The organism is Flavobacterium sp. XS2P24 (assembly GCF_030010285.1).
Classification (GTDB): domain Bacteria; phylum Bacteroidota; class Bacteroidia; order Flavobacteriales; family Flavobacteriaceae; genus Flavobacterium; species Flavobacterium algoritolerans.
On record NZ_JASCRU010000019.1, the window covers coordinates 37,728 to 55,015 of the forward strand.

Genomic DNA, 17,288 nt, shown 5'->3' on the forward strand with positions numbered 1-17,288 from the left:
TATTTAGGTTATTAACTTAATATAATTTTATCTTTGCCGCCGTATTGAGGTTGAGGTTTGTTTTTTTTCAAACCACATTAAAAGGGAATCAGGTGATAGATTTCAAGTTTTAGATTTCAGATTTCAGGATTTAAATCCTAAATCAAGAATCCTAAATCTTAAATCAAAAATCCTGAGCTGTACCCGCAACTGTAAGCTATCAAGCTTGTTGTTATCTACAAAACCATTGTTCACCGCGGCGAATGAGAAGGTAAACAACAAGACGCAAGCCAGGAGACCTGCCTATTACATCGAGTATCAAACTTTCGGGAAAAAAGGTTTGGGTATGGGTCATTCTATGCTTTTCTCCCCATTTATTAAATTTTACATTTTTAAAATGAACAAAAAATTCATTCGCTTTAGTGCGATTGCATTGTTATTTGCAATGAACACGTATGCACAAGAACAAGAACCAAAACAACTTGATGAAGTTGTTGTTTCCGATTCGAAATTTGCATTATCAAAAGAAAAATCAGGAAAAGTTATCGTGAAAATCACTGCTGCAGATTTGAAGAAAAAAGCAGGACAATCAGTAGCTTCAATTTTAAGTACGGTAGCTGGTGTTGAAATCAATGGGAATCAGAGTCGTAATGGTAAGGATTTGGGACTTTACATTCGTGGAGGAAGAAATCATCAGGTTTTAATTTTGATTGACGGGGTTCCGGTAACAGATGCTTCCGGGATTAGCTTGTCGTATGATTTGAGATTGCTTCCTGTGGAGCAAATTGAAAGTATTGAGATTATGAAAGGCGCTTCAAGTACTTTATACGGTTCTGGAGCAGCAACTGGTGTGATTAATATTACACTTAAAAAAGCAGGTAAAAAAGCTATTGCTGGAAATGCATACGTGAATATTGGTACACAAACAGCTGCCAAAAATGCAAATTATAGCATACAAGATTACAGTCAAGGAATTGCTGTAAACGGTGGTTTTGAAAAAGTAAATTATTTTGCTTCTTTGAATAGTACTGAAACTACAGGGATTTCTGAGGCAAGACCATTAAATTCAAATACTAAATTTGAGAACGATGATTTTTCAAGATTAAATTCGGTGGTAAAAATTGGCTTTACGCCAACTAAAAAATTATCATTGGATTTCTTTGCAAATTATGATCGAATGAAAAACGGTTTTGATGCAGGTTCGTTTGCAGATGATCTTAAAAATTTCAGTCTTTCGGAGCAATTTAGAGTTGGTTTTACTCCAAAATATAAATACAATAAGGGAGAATTGGTAATCAATACCAGTGCAAACGTAATCAACCGCGACATCTTTAGTTATGGATCTTTATTCCAGGCAAAGTCAAGAAGTGTTGATGTTGATGCTTTTAATAAATATGAAATTTCATCTGAGCTATTTGTGGTTACAGGAGCACAATTTCAGTTTCACGAAATGTCAAACTTAAGCGAGTATGATGCAATTACAACTGATATGGCAAAATTCAATATGATTGATCCTTATGTAACGGCAGTTTATAATTCTGGTTTTGGATTAAACTTAAATGCAGGAGCACGTTATAACATTCATAGCAAATACGGGAATAATTTAGTGTATAACGTAAATCCATCGTATAGCTTTTCAGAATCATTGAAAGTATTAGCTTCTTATAGCACAGCATTTGTTACTCCAAGTTTGTACCAATTGTACTCTCCGTATGGTGATTTGGATTTATCTCCAGAGAAAGATGCAACTGCCGAAGTTGGTTTTGAAGTAAGTTTGGCAGATAAGAAAGTGGTTTTAAATGCTGTTGTTTTTCAAAGAGAAGAAGAAGATGCAATAGGGTTTGATTTGATGACTTATAAATACTTTAATGTAGATGGTAAAAACAAAGCCAAAGGTCTTGAAACAATGATTTCTTATGCTTTTAATGATAAAGTAAAATTTAATGCCAATTATACTTTTACGGAGTTAGAAAAACAATCTCGCATTCTAAACCCGAAACATAAAGCTAATGCTTCTGTGGATGTGCAAGCAACAGAACGCCTTGCTTTTAATCTGGCGTATCAGTTTGTATCAGACAGATATTTAGAATACACGACTTATCCGGAGCCAACTTATGATCCTGTTTTAAATTCAGAAATTTTGAAAGACTATCAATTAGTAAATGCCAATGCTCGTTATGAATTGATCAAAAACAGATTGAATGTTTTTGGTGCAGTTGATAATATTTTGGATAAAGATTTTGTTGAAAGTCGCGGATACAGTACAAGAGGAAGAAACTTTAAATTAGGTTTAAATTTCTTATTCTAAAAGAGTATGTTTTAGTTTTTAGTCTTAATTCCCGTTCCTAATTTGGAGCGGGTTTTTTGTTGGAGAAAATCGGATTCTTTGATTTATAATGATAAAAAAAAGAGACTTTCAGTGATGAAAGTCTCTTTTTAGTTTAATTTTTGAAATTAATATTATTCCAATGCTTTCAAAAGTCCTTCTGGAGCTTTGTCAATATACATTTGATTTTGGATTCCTTTGATTGATTTAGCATCTTTAAAAAACTCAAAATCTACTCCTGTATTTTGTTTCAACATTCTGGTTGTTCCTGTTATTTTTCCTATTGCGGTACTTAATAAAGGTTCTGAAGTGTCTCCAAGAACGCCATAAGTGCTAATTGTTTCTTTTAATAAATAATCAGGTTGTAGTCCATTGAAATAATCTCCAAAACCAGTTGAATTCACAATTTTCAATACAATTGGCTGCATGGCGTACCTGTGATTTGGGTTTCTGTTTTCGGAACCAAAAGTAGCAGAGTCATATAGTGTAACTGACCCAACATTTTTTCCTACAGTTACATCACCAATTTGTATTACATTGATATGAGGTTCTAATCCATTGATTACTAATTCACTTGCCGATGCTGTGCTTTGAGTAGTCAATATATAGACTTTAGTCAAGTTTAAACTGTTTATTGCGGTAGTCCCAATTTTGTCAGTAAAATTATTTATTAAAGCTCCGGGATTGTTAGTTTCGAAATACGCGTTGATTTTAGCATTCCATTGTTGTTTAGCAAATACCTGTCCAGTAAATTGTCCGGTAATCATACTCGCTAAACGTGTAGCCGTTTGCACAGAACCACCTCCGTTATAACGTAAATCCAAAACTAAGTCCGTAACTCCTTGTGATTTTAAAGAAGCAAAAGCTTCATTCAATTGCGTGTCATAATTAGCATAAAAACCATTGTACATCAAATACCCTATTTTATGTGAACCAGAAGTGATTACTTTGTTGATTAAAATTGGATTTTCGGATAAAACGGTTTTTGTTAACTCTACTGATTTCCCGTTGGCAACAATAGTAGTTCCGTTATAATCTGCCAGATTTAATGTGTAAGTTTCGTTTGAACCAAATAATAGAGATTCATAATTGCTCAAAGTAAGCTGAGTTCCATTTACGGCAGTAAAAAAATCACCACGCTTGATGTTCTTGTTCGACGCATCTGAATTTGCAATGATATAACGTACATAACCAAATATTTCAGTAGTGCTTCCAGGCTTTCTGCTTAAACCAAAATCAACACCATTATTTTTAGTTGTTCCTTGAAGTGTTCCTTCCAACTCTAAATAATCATCCACAATCCAACTGAAACGGTCTATGGTTTTGTCAACTCTAAGCGCGTCAAACAACTCTTCAGGAACAGGGTATCCTCTTAGAAATGCATTTAATGCAGTTTGGTCTGCAAATTTATCATCTGATAAATTTGGAACATCTGCTTGCCATAAGTAATATTGGTTCATCCCTTTCCAAATAAAATCTTGTATGTCTAAACTGGCTGGTGGGGCAACATCATCATTATCTTGACAGCTTTGGAAAGTGAAAACTGCTATAAATAATAAAAGCGTAAATTTGAAACTTGTTCTCATATGTAGGTTTTAATATAATTAACGTAAAAATAGTAACTTTAGTTTTATTTTATGTTTTTTGTTACAAAAATAAAAATGAGTCGTCTAGATTATATAACCAGTTTAAAAACCTAATTTTTTATGAACCAAAATGAGTTTGTGTTGCTTGTCACTCCTTTTAAAGACAAAGTTTTTAGGCTGGCCAAGCGATTGCTCGTAAGTACTGAAGAAGCCGAAGATGCAACTCAGGAAGTTTTGGTCAAATTATGGAGTAAAAATGGAAATTTAGCGGAGTATAGCAGTGTAGAAGCATTTGCAATGACAATGACCAAAAATTATTGTTTGGATCAGCTAAAATCAAAAAGAACAGGAAACCTCAAAATCGTTCATACAAATTATGTAGATAGAGAACCGGGTCTCGATAAGAAAATGGAAGACCTGGACAGTTTGAACTGGGTGGAGAAAGTAATGAATAAATTACCCGTTCAACAAAGATTAATTATTCAAATGCGGGATGTTGAACAATACGAATTTGAAGAAATCGCAAAAATACTCGACATGAATGAGAGTGCGATTCGGGTGGCGCTTTCAAGAGCAAGGAAAACGATACGGGATTATATGACAGAAACACACAATTATGGAATTAGTTAAAATAGAAGATTTATTAGAAAAATACTTTCAGGGAGAAACCAGTATTGCAGAAGAAAATGAATTACGTAATTATTTTTCTTCATCGAATGTTGCGCAGCATTTAGAACAATACAAACCTTTATTTGGGTATTTCTCTCTTGCAAAAGAGCATCAGTTTACGCCAGAAATTCCACTACTCCCGAGGCCTCGGGATAAAAAACGTAATGTTGCGTGGATATCAATTGCGGCTTCGGTTGTTGTTTTGCTGGGAATAGGAACCTATGCTTATTATAGTGCTGATGTTGTAAATAAAAGCCAAGATTTAGGAACGTATGATGATCCTGAAGAGGCTTTCAGAGCAACTCAAAAAGCATTATCATTATTATCAGATAATGTAAATGTTGGCATAGAAAGTGTACTGTATATTCAAGAATACCAAACCACAAAAGACAAAATATTCATTAGTACTAAAAAACAGTCTGGTGGTTCTTAATTGCCTTGAGTAAACAGTAAAAAACAAAAAAATAATTTTGAACCATAACAATTTAAAAAAATGAAATCAACAATCAATAATAACAAAATGAACAGTAATTTTAATAAGAGTAAAAAGTTTATACTAACATTAGTATTTACATTAGTTTCAAGCACATTTTTTGCACAAGCGATTTTTGATAAATTCGACGGGCAAGAAGGCGTAACATCAATCATTGTAAATAAAAAAATGTTTGATTTGATGAGTAAAGTAAAAATGGATGCTTCAGATAAAGAAACGCAACAGTACTTGAGTTTGATAAAGAAACTGGATGATTTGAAAGTATTTACCACTAAAAGTGCCAGAATTGAAGGCGAAATGAAAGTTATAGCCGATAAATACATAAAAACGGCAGGATTAGAAGAACTGATGCGTGTGAATGAAGATGGCAGAAGTATTAAAATTCTAGTAAAATCAGGAGCGAGTGATTCTCAAATAAGAGAGTTGTTTATGTTCATTGAAGGTGCCAAAAATGACGATACGGTTTTAATGTCTTTGAAAGGTAATTTCGATTTGAATGAAATTTCAGTTCTTACCAATAAGATGAAAATTCCTGGTGGAGAAGATTTGAAGAAAGCAACTAAAGGAAAAAAATAAGATGAAAACAGTTTTTGGATTAGCGCTGCTATTGAGTTTGTTTCTCGTGAGCTGTAACTCGGAACCGACCTTGCAAAAGTATTTTGTAGAAAATACCGAAAACAAAAATTTTATCGCTCTTGATGTGTCACCTAATATTCTGAACGTTGATAAAACAAAATTGTCAATTGCACAGAGTGATGCTTTGAAGTCGTTTGACAAGATGAATGTTTTGGCTTTCAAATTAAACGATAAGAATAAAGCGGAATTTGAAATTGAACGTGCCAAAGTTAATTTGATTTTAAAAGACAAAAAATACCAACAGCTTATGAAGTTTGGTTCTGGTAAAGAAGGTGCTTCGGTGAGCTTTGTAGGGACTGATGAGCATATTGAAGAGTTTGTTTTTTTTGCGAATAAAAAGGAAAATGGTTTTGCTGTTGTTCGGATTTTAGGCAAGGATATGAATCCTACTAGTGTTATGACTATGATGAGCGTTTTACAGCAATCTAATATTGATTTAGAGCAATTGAAGCCTTTGCAGCAGTTAATGAAATAAACGTATTCTAAAACAATAAAAAGCGCCTTGATAGCATGTCAAGGCGCTTTTTTTGTTTGTGACAAAATAATTTAAAAATGTTACATAGGAATAATATTTAAAAATGCTCAAAATAAGGAAAACTGTAAAGTAAAACTGTAAAGTAAATCAATTGAGATATACTAAGATTCCAAATTCCAGTGATATTGACCATCTCCATTTTTTATTAAAAACTACTCTTTTTCATCTGTTAATTAGTAATCAAATATACTTAAAATATTACCCTTTGTTTATCCTCTTTTCTTTCTCATAGATTCTCCATGTAATTCGAGTCGGTGAGCTTGATGTATAAGCCTGTCCAAAATTGCATCAGCTATAGTTTTTTCGCCAATTATATCATACCAACCTTGTACTGGGATTTGTGATGTCACAATTATAGAACCATTATTATGTCTGTCTTCAATGATCTCCAAAAGGGTAATTCGATTGTGACTATCTAATGCTTGCAGTCCAAAATCGTCCAATATAATGACGTCTTGCCTTTCAATTTTGGCAAGTTCGCGCAGGTAAGAGCTATCTGCTTTGGCCATTTTTAATTTAGCAAACAACTTCGAAGTATTAAAAGAGCTTACCTTAAAACCCTGTATGCAGGCTTGATAACCAATTGCAGTGCCTAAATAGCTTTTGCCTACACCAGTACTTCCTGTGATTAAGATGTTTTCGTTTTTTTTCTACAAATTCACATTCTACCAGAGGCAGAACTATGTTGCGATCTAGATTACGGGTTTTGTCAAAATTGATACTTTCAATATTTGACTTGTAATGGAATCGGGCATTGGCGATACTGCGTGAAATACGCCGATTGTGTCTTTCATCCCATTCCCATCAAAATAAGCATCGATACAAACTGATCGAGTGTGTAATGGTCAGTTTTTCCATTTTCAATGGCTGTTTTAAAAGCATTATACAGCTATCCGATTGTATTTATAATAGATCTCTACGGTTGATTTGGTATACAACAGTTTCGTTTTTTTCTTTAATATTGATACGGAACGCTATAGTAATTTTTGTCTTGACTGAATTGAACATGCCCGTTTTGTATTACCTTTGCAAAGGATTGGTATTTGATTTCAAAGCGTTCTTGTGGTTGTGGGCGCAGTTTTTGTTGCTCATCTTCTAAAAACACTTCTACACGAGAGTAAGGACGGCCTGTGAGTTTTCGACTATTATGGACATCCAATAAATCCCATACTTGCTGGTTTAGTTCTTCCAGAGAAAAGAATTTAGTTTCTTTTAGATTTACATAAATCTTTCGATACAAGATCTTGACAGCTCCTTCAACCAATGATTTATCTCGGGGTTTATAAGCCCTGGCAGGCAAGATTGTAGTTTGGTAATGCTTGGCTAAATCCGCTAAAGTTTCATTGATAGTAGGTTCAAAACGACTGCTTTTTATCACTGCAGATTTTAAATTATCGGGGACAATTGCCGCAGGAGTGCCTTCAAAAAAACGCATGGCATTTTCTACCGAAGTCATAAAATCTTTTTTTTTCTGGCTCATTGAAGCTTCGGCATAGGTGCATTGACTGGCTCCCAATATGGCTACAAAAAAAACTGTACTTCTTTGATTTCTCACGTGTCTTTATCAATGATGGAGAGTGTTTTTCCAGCATAATCCACATACATTTTATTACCCGCTTTGTGATTCATATGCATCACTGGATTGACTCGTTAGCTCCATATTTTATAATGATATCCAAATTGCGAGCTTCTGTAACCATTAGGATTTAGGGCAATATATTGCTCCCACGGTAGTCTGTGAAAACAAAAATTCTAGTTCTGCATCTGTTTTTCATTAATTGCAATTGAAGCTTAATCCGAGGACTTCAAATAAAGAGATATACTTCTTTATCGTATTTCTGGAAAGGGATAAGTAGCTACTTATAAATAACTTACTCTTTCCGTCACAATAGAATTTAATTACTTTTCTAATTTTACTCATGTCTGTTATTTTGTTTGCCATAATGCGTATTTTTAAAGAATGTATGGTGCTAACAACATGAAAAAGTCAGTAGTTTTTAATAATCAATTTACCCCGAAATTAGGTGGTCAGTTTGCTTCGGAACTAGTGGTCAATTTGACTGGTTTTTCCAATAGATACTATAATAGGTAAGAACCACAAATAGGTAAGAACCACAAAGGAGCTATTGTGACTATAAACGATAGAGCCACCGGGATATTGAGGATAAAAAAAATAAAAGCAAAAGAAAGCGAATTAGTTAAACAAGCGGTCATTGAATTATTAGAGAACTGGAAGCCCTATTTGTTTACAATAACATCCGATAATGGGAAAGAATTTGCAATGCATAACGAAATAGCAATAGTATTAGAAATTGACTTCTATTTTGTAAATTCTTACAGTCTTTGGGAACGCGGGGCTAATGAAAATCTAAATGGACTTATAAGGCAGTATATACCTAAATCGACATCTTTTGAAGAAATAACCATCGAAAGAATTATAGAAATACAAGAAAAATTAAATTACCGTCCGAGAAAAAGATTTAAGTTTGAAACACCAAATTATATGTTTAACCAAAAAGTTGCATTTATAACTTGAATCTAGCCTTCTAAAACTCTGTAATAATTTTACTATATTTGACATCAATATTGGTTTGTTTTTCGACTTCAAGATGCTGAATTTTAGTGTTTTAATTAATGTTTAGTCGATTTATTTAGCTTCAAATAATTACACCCAACGGGTTAATATTAATTTTATGTTTGATTAAGGTCTTCTTAACGGGGTACAAGTAGATCAAATGAGTGTTAATTAATATGAGTTATTAAAAATACTTTTAACAAGATATAAATCGGTACTAGTTTTCTGAGTGTGATTTTTTTTTGAGTTAGTTTTGTTTTTTCTCAAACAATTCATTTTGCTTGTGCCAAATCAATTAAATAGCTTGAAGTATAATAGTTTTTCCATGTTTTTATTTGGTTGTTTTTTTATGGGGGGGTTGTTTTTTAAGTTTTTTTTTGTGAACTTCGCTCTCAAATATGAAAATCTTTTTTTTATATACATTACAAAACCGTTAACGGTTTTGTAATGTATATAAAAGAAAAATTTCATTAGAAACCTAACTAAGTTATTAAAATAGACAGTAGTTTCGATTTCTATTGAAATAAGATGCTTTTCAGTTATTGATCATGAATAATAACATTATCTTTAACCCGTTGGGTGGAATTAAATTGTTTGATTGCACCCAACGGGTAATATTAATATAATAAATATAGCGTATGCGCAACCTTACTAAAGGATGTTTCCAATTGTCTTATGTGATTTTCTTAAATTTAACATTGCTACTGTTCTCTCAGGAAAGTTTTCGCCAAAGGTTTTGTAATAATAATGCTACCACTGCAACCAGTTTAAGTTTTCAAAAGTTGATTTTGTCTTTTAACACAAGTTTCAAATTGTATCTGTCCTTCTTTTTAATATTAACTAGTAGTTTAGTTTTTGGACAAAATGCAGCTTTAGAATTTGCGTCAGGTAATGAAAACCCAACAGGAAACGGTCCGGTTATTTTTTCTGTTATTAGGTTTAGAAATAAGACTAACAATCCAACTGGAACAACATTTGCAACATATAATCCAGCCTTAAATGTAACGGCAACATTATCAAATCAGCAGTATAATTATGTTGGCATAACTCCTAATGCTAGTGTAGTTTTTGGTTATGCCAATGCAGTTTCTCCAATTTTCCCTTTATTTAATGCTTTTGGAGTACATGCTGATGCTGATTATACAGCCTCTGGAGCAGTTGTAGGACAAGGTATTAATGTAGCTAACAATAGTGCTATCGAAGTTCAAAGTATTACTACCCCTTTACGAGTAGCAGGTATTCCAACTAATCAGCGTGTTAGGATGGCTGATTTAACCTTAACATTTAATCGTCCGGTTAATAATCCTAATTTTGCATATTGCAGGATGGGGTGATTCGATAGGTACACTTTTATTTCCAAGCGAGTTTGACTTGTTATTTAGTAATGTACCTGTTACATTGTTGAGTTTGCAGACTAATTAATTTTTAACCTTAAAGGTAGATTTCATGAAAAAAAAATTACATTTTCTTATAATATTCTTTTTTTTGATTTTAGGATTTCATGTTTTTTCTCAGACAAAGACTATTGCATCTGGTTCTCTAGTTATTAATATGGGTGTAACTCCTCAGACAATTGGAAATTGTTTAAAGCCGTATGGTTTGATTTACAACTTACTCGATATTCAGAAAGTACCAGTTATATGGTCTATTAATCCATCAAAATCAAAAGAAGGCATAGATTTTTCAGTAGGTGGAAATGATTTTAGAGGTGGTACATTTGTTGTAGAAGCAGGCTATGCTTCGGTTCCAAGTGTGCAAGCTGCTATTGCTAATTTTGTTGCGCAGGGTGTTATTACTTACACAACGCTTACTTCAGTTGATGTGCCAGTGTATAGGGAGTTGTATGAATTTTCTAATTGGGTATTAGATACAGATAATGGAGGTATTGCTCAGAATTATTTAGTTAATGCAGGGGTTCCTTCAACAGCTTGGCGTTTTGCGTTACCAACGGGGTTGGATAATTGTGACGATTTATTTATATTACCATACGCTGATCCTACCTGGATACTCATTGACAAAACACCTCCAGATCTAAATGCCACCGGTACCGCTACTTAATCAGGAGCTGCTTCCAGCAGAGTAATGTTTGAATTTAATGATGTTTCAAGTATCGAGTTCGATAATTATGCAAATAGCAGTTTCCTTAAAAATTTTGATATGAATTAAAATAATTTTGCAATCGCTAATCCTAGATATTGGGTTTGTTTACAAGATACTGATGGTAAAAACGATGCTATTGATTTAGATGATGATAATGATGGTATCTTAGATTCTGTTGAAGCAGGCGGTCATAATCCAAATGGCGAAAAGGATGGGGATGATTTACTTAACTTTTTAGACACTGTCAATTTAATGTTGGTTAATAGTGGTACAATTAAATTTATAAACTGTGAGGAAATTTACTAATTCCAAAAAATTAAGATGTACACAAAAGAAAATTCAAACTTTTGATAAGACTTGTTATTTTATTTAACTGCAAATTAAGTTAGTTAAACAAAAAAAGCTCTTTCAAAATCAATCAATTTAAAACATATATTGTGAAAAAAAATACTTTTAATATTAATAATTTAAAACTTAAATTTCTGAGTTTATTTTTAGGTATGCATATTCTTTCCTTTGGAAATATAAAAGAGAATGAGGTTAAATCAATAAATTTTCTTCCACCAGTGGTCACAAGAACATCAACTGATATTTTTTACATTGATCTTGGTGCCTCAACACCTATTAATTCAGCTTATGCATCTTATACCATTTCTAGTCCCGTTGGATCATCAATCATAAATGATCTTTGGGTAGAAATTAGTAATTTTAGTGATGTGTCTGCAGTTGAAGCCACCTCAGTTAATTTGGCATCAAATGAATCGAGTATAGTAAATCTAGGTACTTTATCGGCGGGAAATTCAGCTACGGCTTTTTTTTATTTAACGGCAACTGCCGCTACATTAACTGATCAAACACATATTATCAAAGTTTACGATGGTAAACCAGGCGCTGGCGGGGTTCTTTTAAATGGGGCCACGGGTACAACAATGACTTTTTTATCGGTTGAGTCAGCAATTTCAGCTGCATCAAATAAAGTAGCTACCTCTATTGTAGGACCAACATCTAATGCATTGGGAGGTCTTATGACAATGACTGTTACAGGAAATACTGGTACGGTTGGAGCGGCAAAAATATTTTCAGTATCTCCAGCATCTTTTGCGAATTGGAATCCTACCGCGTATGAATTGATTAATTCACAATTTACTTTTGCTTATGGAGCTGGTACGGCAGATGATATTTCTTATAGTAACCAGCTAAAATTTGTATTAGGATCAACTACTTCAACTGATTATACTTTAGTATTCACTTTTAGAGCAGTAACCACAACATCATCCCCAACGGTTGTGAGTCCAATTTCAAGTATAAGTAGTGGTGCCCAAATAAAGCACACAACTTTGGATGCGGCTTTTTTAGCATTAGCCCCAATAAATTCTGCACAAAATTTTTTAACTTTAACGAAATCTACGAGTACTCCAATTTTAACAAGCGGAGGAACAGGGTTATATACTATTACATTAACAAATACTTCAACACAAGCGCTTCTTGTAGACGATATTACTGATATTATGCCATTAGGAACTGCTTATGTGGCGGGAACTTCTTCTTTCGGGGGTTTGCCAATTACAAATCCTACGATAACTGGGCAATCTTTAGTTTGGGGAAACAGCTCGAATTTTAGTATCCCTGCTAGCGGAAGCGTTAGTTTAACATTTAGCGCTACTATTCCCAATACAAAAGGTACTTATACGAATAGTGCATATGGAAACGTAGGTGCCACGCAAATAGACACAACATTGAGCACTACTGATGATTCAAAAGCAACAGCGTCAATTGCTGTCGATAATCCTCCAGTTGCTGTAGATGATAATTATACATTTACAGTAAATTCGACAGGAAATGTTCTTAATCTGAAAGCAAATGATACAGACATAGATGGAGATTCTTTGACTGTTGTTTCTATTAATGGTATTGTATTAACGCCAGGAACTGCGCAAAATATTAGTGTTCCCGATGGTACTATATTTGTATCCTCAACTGGGGCAATTAGTTTTTCATCAGCTGTAAATTACAGTGGTTCAATTAATTTTGATTATGTCATTTCTGATGGAATTGTTACAGATACAGGAGGTGTTTCTATAGTTGTAACACCCGAATCAAATGTGGGTGTTACTAAAACTGTAGATAACGAAACACCAGCTTTAGGTAGCAATGTAATCTTTACAATTGTTGCTAATAATGCAGGGCCAAGTACTGCGACTAGTGTCAATGTAAACGATTTATTGCCCACAGGCTATACCTATCTAAGCTCAACAGTAACGACAGGCACGTACACTAGTGGAACTGGTTTGTGGGCTATTGGGACAGTAGTCAATGGGGTTTCTCAGACCTTGACCATAACGGCTACTGTCAATGCAACAGGAAGTTATGCTAATACAGCAACTATTGCAGCTAACGAAGTAGATCCAACACTGGCTAACAACAGTGCAACAAGTACTCCAACTCCAGTGGTAGCAACACAAGCCAATGTGAGCATCGCTAAAACGGTAAACAATGCAACGCCAAATGTAGGCGACACAGTTACCTTTACTTTAACAGCGAGCAATGCAGGACCAAGTGCAGCCACAGGTGTTAATGTTACAGATTTGTTACCATCGGGCTATACGTTTGTAAGTGCGACAACAGCAGCAGGAACGTATACCAGCGGAACAGGAGTTTGGTCTATTGGCAGTTTAGCCAATGGAGCCAGTGCAACTTTAAGCATAACTGCTACCGTAAACGCAACAGGCAGTTATGCCAATATGGCTACTATCTCAGCCAACGAAGCTGATCCAGCTCCAGGGAATAATACGTCAACCAGTACCCCAGTACCGGTTCCACAAGCGAATGTGAGTGTTTCTAAAACGGTAAATAATACAACACCAAATGTAGGAGACAATGTTACCTTTACGTTAACGGCTTCTAATGCAGGATCAAGTGCATCCACTGGAGTAACAGTCAATGATTTGTTACCATTAGGCTATACTTATGTAAGTTCAACAACTGCAACAGGAACATATACAAGCGGAACAGGAGTTTGGGTCATTGGCAGTTTATCCAATGGATCAAGTGCAACTTTAAGCATAACAGCTACCGTAAACGCAACAGGAAGTTATGCCAATACGGCCACTATCTCAGCCAACGAAGCTGATCCAACCCCAGGGAATAATACGTCAACTAGTACACCTGTACCGGTTCCACAATCGAATGTTGGCATTACTAAAACCTCAAGTAGCGCCACACCAAATGTAGGAGACAATGTCACTTTTACGCTAACGGCCAACAACGCAGGACCAAGTGCAGCAACAGGCGTATCGGTAACAGACCTGCTACCGGCAGGCTATACTTATGTAAGTTCAACAACTGCAACAGGAATATATACAAGCGGAACAGGAGTTTGGGCTATTGGCAGTTTAGCCAATGGAGCAAGTGCCACCTTATCAATAGTAGCCACAGTAAATGCTACGGGAAGCTATGCCAATACAGCAACAATAGCAGCCAACGAAGTAGATTCAACCCCAGGAAATAATGCGTCAACCAGTACCCCAGTACCGGTTCCACAATCCAATGTGAGCATCGCTAAAACAGTAGATAATGCCATGCCAAATGTAGGCGACACAGTTACCTTTACTTTAACAGCGAGCAATGCAGGACCAAGTGCAGCCACAGGTGTTAATGTTACAGATTTGTTACCATCGGGCTATACGTTTGTAAGTGCGACAACAGCAGCAGGAACGTATACCAGCGGAACAGGAGTTTGGTCTATTGGCAGTTTAGCCAATGGAGCCAGTGCAACTTTAAGCATAACTGCTACCGTAAACGCAACAGGCAGTTATGCCAATATGGCTACTATCTCAGCCAACGAAGCTGATCCAGCTCCAGGGAATAATACGTCAACCAGTACCCCAGTACCGGTTCCACAAGCGAATGTGAGTGTTTCTAAAACGGTAAATAATACAACACCAAATGTAGGAGACAATGTTACCTTTACGTTAACGGCTTCTAATGCAGGATCAAGTGCATCCACTGGAGTAACAGTCAATGATTTGTTACCATTAGGCTATACTTATGTAAGTTCAACAACTGCAACAGGAACATATACAAGCGGAACAGGAGTTTGGGTCATTGGCAGTTTATCCAATGGATCAAGTGCAACTTTAAGCATAACAGCTACCGTAAACGCAACAGGAAGTTATGCCAATACGGCCACTATCTCAGCCAACGAAGCTGATCCAACCCCAGGGAATAATACGTCAACTAGTACACCTGTACCGGTTCCACAATCGAATGTTGGCATTACTAAAACCTCAAGTAGCGCCACACCAAATGTAGGAGACAATGTCACTTTTACGCTAACGGCCAACAACGCAGGACCAAGTGCAGCAACAGGCGTATCGGTAACAGACCTGCTACCGGCAGGCTATACTTATGTAAGTTCAACAACTGCAACAGGAATATATACAAGCGGAACAGGAGTTTGGGCTATTGGCAGTTTAGCCAATGGAGCAAGTGCCACCTTATCAATAGTAGCCACAGTAAATGCTACGGGAAGCTATGCCAATACAGCAACAATAGCAGCCAACGAAGTAGATTCAACCCCAGGAAATAATGCGTCAACCAGTACCCCAGTACCGGTTCCACAATCCAATGTGAGCATCGCTAAAACAGTAGATAATGCCATGCCAAATGTAGGAGACACAGTTACCTTTACTTTAACCGCGAGCAATGCAGGACCAAGTGCAGCTAGCGGAGTAGCGGTTAACGATTTGTTGCCATCGGGTTATACTTATGTAAGTTCAACAACTGCAACAGGAACATATACAAGCGGAACAGGAGTTTGGGCCATTGGCAGTTTAGCCAATGGAGCAAGTGCCACCTTATCAATAGTTGCCACAGTAAATGCTACGGGAAGTTATGCCAATACAGCAACAATAGCAGCTAATGAAACCGACCCAACCCCGGCCAACAATACGTCAACAAGTACCCCAACTCCAGTGGTAGCAACACAATCCAATGTGAGCATCGCTAAAACAGTAGATAATGCCATGCCAAATGTAGGAGACACAGTTACCTTTACTTTAACCGCGAGCAATGCAGGACCAAGTGCAGCTAGCGGAGTAGCGGTTAACGATTTGTTGCCATCGGGTTATACTTATGTAAGTTCAACAACTGCAACAGGAACATATACAAGCGGAACAGGAGTTTGGGCCATTGGCAGTTTAGCCAATGGAGCAAGTGCCACCTTATCAATAGTTGCCACAGTAAATGCTACGGGAAGTTATGCCAATACAGCAACAATAGCAGCTAATGAAACCGACCCAACCCCGGCCAACAATACGTCAACAAGTACCCCAACTCCAGTGGTAGCAACACAATCCAATGTGAGCGTAGCTAAAACGGTAAACAATGCAACACCAAATGTAGGCGACACAGTTACTTTTACTTTAACAGCGAGCAATGCAGGACCAAGTGCAGCCACAGGTGTTAATGTTGCAGATTTGTTACCATCGGGCTATACGTTTGTAAGTGTGACAACAGCAGCAGGAACGTATACCAGCGGAACAGGAGTTTGGGACATTGGCAGTTTAGCCAATGGAGCAAGTGCCACCTTATCAATAGTTGCCACAGTAAATGCTACGGGAAGTTATGCCAATACAGCAACAATAGCAGCTAATGAAACCGACCCAACCCCGGCCAACAACACGTCAACCAGTACCCCAACTCCAGTGGTAGCAACACAATCCAATGTGAGCGTAGCTAAAACGGTAAACAATGCAACACCAAATGTAGGCGACACAGTTACTTTTACTTTAACAGCGAGCAATGCAGGACCAAGTGCAGCCACAGGTGTTAATGTTACAGATTTGTTGCCATCGGGCTATACGTTTGTAAGTGCGACAACAGCAGCAGGAACGTATACCAGCGGAACAGGAGTTTGGGACATTGGCAGTTTAGCCAATGGAGCAAGTGCCACCTTATCAATAGTTGCCACAGTAAATGCTACGGGAAGCTATGCCAATACAGCAACAATAGCAGCTAATGAAACCGACCCAACCCCGGCCAACAACACGTCAACCAGTACCCCAGTACCGGTTGATGTAATTGATGCTGTAATTGATGCTGTAAGCGATGGTCCAACATTTGTAGCTACAGCGACAACACCTAAGATTATATTAAGTGTTATAAATAATGATACTTTAAATACTATTGTAGTGACAGTTGCTAACTCCGATGTAACACCAATTACTACAGGGCCATTAAGTATTGATATTGACGGCAATTTAACATTAGCTGCGAACACCCCAAGTGGTACGTACACGGTAGTGTATGAAATCTGCGAAGTAGGCGCAAGCCCTGCCAATTGTGATCAAGCCAGCGTAACGGTTGTCGTTGCCAATGCCATAGTTGCA

12 protein-coding genes, 1 pseudogene and 1 riboswitch are annotated in these 17,288 nt (G+C 36.3%); of the genes and pseudogenes, 9 read left to right on the top strand and 4 right to left on the bottom strand.

The window, feature by feature from the left end; translation table 11 throughout:
* The first annotated feature begins 36 nt into the window (after positions 1–36).
* A riboswitch (cobalamin riboswitch) is annotated at positions 37–301 on the top strand.
* A gap of 75 nt (positions 302–376) precedes the next feature.
* On the top strand, positions 377–2,287 hold the full coding sequence (locus QLS31_RS12035; protein WP_282744063.1) for a TonB-dependent receptor: 1,911 nt from the start codon (positions 377–379) through the stop codon (positions 2,285–2,287).
* 152 nt (positions 2,288–2,439) lie between these two features.
* On the opposite strand, the gene QLS31_RS12040 is transcribed toward QLS31_RS12035, so the two are convergent.
* The gene (locus QLS31_RS12040; RefSeq protein ID WP_282744064.1) at positions 2,440–3,891 is read right to left on the bottom strand and encodes a S41 family peptidase; all 1,452 of its coding nucleotides are present in this window, start codon (positions 3,889–3,891) and stop codon (positions 2,440–2,442) included.
* A gap of 120 nt (positions 3,892–4,011) precedes the next feature.
* On the opposite strand from QLS31_RS12040, the gene QLS31_RS12045 reads away from it, so the two are divergent.
* The 4 genes from QLS31_RS12045 to QLS31_RS12060 are packed head-to-tail and all read left to right on the top strand — an operon-like array spanning position 4,012 to position 6,164.
* The gene (locus tag QLS31_RS12045; RefSeq protein ID WP_282718507.1) at positions 4,012–4,521 is read left to right on the top strand and encodes a sigma-70 family RNA polymerase sigma factor; all 510 of its coding nucleotides are present in this window, start codon (positions 4,012–4,014) and stop codon (positions 4,519–4,521) included.
* Entirely contained in the window at positions 4,508–4,993 is a 486-nt protein-coding gene (locus QLS31_RS12050; RefSeq protein WP_121341324.1) for a hypothetical protein, read from the top strand. Before QLS31_RS12045 ends, QLS31_RS12050 begins: the two co-directional genes overlap by 14 nt.
* Positions 4,994–5,053: 60 nt before the next feature.
* Positions 5,054–5,629 (top strand): DUF4252 domain-containing protein, encoded by a 576-nt coding sequence (locus QLS31_RS12055; protein WP_282744065.1) that lies wholly within the window; start codon positions 5,054–5,056, stop codon positions 5,627–5,629.
* A gap of 1 nt (position 5,630) precedes the next feature.
* Entirely contained in the window at positions 5,631–6,164 is a 534-nt protein-coding gene (locus tag QLS31_RS12060; protein WP_099716045.1) for a DUF4252 domain-containing protein, read from the top strand.
* A 269-nt stretch (positions 6,165–6,433) separates the two neighbouring features.
* Here the strand turns inward: QLS31_RS12060 and QLS31_RS12065 are convergent, their stop codons facing one another.
* The 3 genes from QLS31_RS12065 to QLS31_RS12075 all read right to left on the bottom strand — a co-directional run bounded on the left by QLS31_RS12065 (position 6,434) and on the right by QLS31_RS12075 (position 7,779).
* Complete coding sequence (locus tag QLS31_RS12065) at positions 6,434–6,859, bottom strand: ATP-binding protein (RefSeq protein ID WP_349238938.1); 426 nt, start codon at positions 6,857–6,859, stop codon at positions 6,434–6,436.
* Entirely contained in the window at positions 6,777–6,998 is a 222-nt protein-coding gene (locus tag QLS31_RS12070; protein WP_349238939.1) for a hypothetical protein, read from the bottom strand. Before QLS31_RS12070 ends, QLS31_RS12065 begins: the two co-directional genes overlap by 83 nt.
* Positions 6,999–7,179: 181 nt before the next feature.
* Positions 7,180–7,779: a hypothetical protein gene (locus QLS31_RS12075; RefSeq protein WP_282744066.1), complete on the bottom strand. Its 600-nt coding sequence runs from the start codon at positions 7,777–7,779 to the stop codon at positions 7,180–7,182.
* Positions 7,780–8,325: 546 nt separating this feature from the next.
* Between QLS31_RS12075 and QLS31_RS12080 the strand changes: the two genes are divergently transcribed.
* The 4 genes and pseudogenes from QLS31_RS12080 to QLS31_RS12095 all read left to right on the top strand — a co-directional run.
* Positions 8,326–8,760, top strand: coding sequence for an IS30 family transposase (locus tag QLS31_RS12080; protein WP_282744074.1), 435 nt, complete (start codon positions 8,326–8,328; stop codon positions 8,758–8,760).
* Between the two features lie 677 nt (positions 8,761–9,437).
* Positions 9,438–10,133, top strand: a complete 696-nt coding sequence (locus QLS31_RS12085; protein WP_282744067.1) for a hypothetical protein — start codon at positions 9,438–9,440, stop codon at positions 10,131–10,133.
* A gap of 217 nt (positions 10,134–10,350) precedes the next feature.
* Entirely contained in the window at positions 10,351–10,857 is a 507-nt protein-coding gene (locus QLS31_RS12090) for a hypothetical protein (RefSeq protein WP_282744069.1), read from the top strand.
* A 479-nt stretch (positions 10,858–11,336) separates the two neighbouring features.
* Positions 11,337–17,288, top strand: a pseudogene (locus QLS31_RS12095) (hypothetical protein); the annotation flags it as partial.

What these genes read in the sequence shown, in the direction of transcription:
- QLS31_RS12035 (WP_282744063.1), top strand. Translation starts at nt 377, where the DNA reads ATGAACAAAAAATTCATTCGCTTTAGTGCGATTGCATTGTTATTTGCA.
- QLS31_RS12040 (WP_282744064.1), bottom strand. Translation starts at nt 3,891, where the DNA reads ATGAGAACAAGTTTCAAATTTACGCTTTTATTATTTATAGCAGTTTTC.
- QLS31_RS12045 (WP_282718507.1), top strand. Translation starts at nt 4,012, where the DNA reads ATGAACCAAAATGAGTTTGTGTTGCTTGTCACTCCTTTTAAAGACAAA.
- QLS31_RS12050 (WP_121341324.1), top strand. Translation starts at nt 4,508, where the DNA reads ATGGAATTAGTTAAAATAGAAGATTTATTAGAAAAATACTTTCAGGGA.
- QLS31_RS12055 (WP_282744065.1), top strand. Translation starts at nt 5,054, where the DNA reads ATGAAATCAACAATCAATAATAACAAAATGAACAGTAATTTTAATAAG.
- QLS31_RS12060 (WP_099716045.1), top strand. Translation starts at nt 5,631, where the DNA reads ATGAAAACAGTTTTTGGATTAGCGCTGCTATTGAGTTTGTTTCTCGTG.
- QLS31_RS12085 (WP_282744067.1), top strand. Translation starts at nt 9,438, where the DNA reads ATGCGCAACCTTACTAAAGGATGTTTCCAATTGTCTTATGTGATTTTC.
- QLS31_RS12090 (WP_282744069.1), top strand. Translation starts at nt 10,351, where the DNA reads ATGGGTGTAACTCCTCAGACAATTGGAAATTGTTTAAAGCCGTATGGT.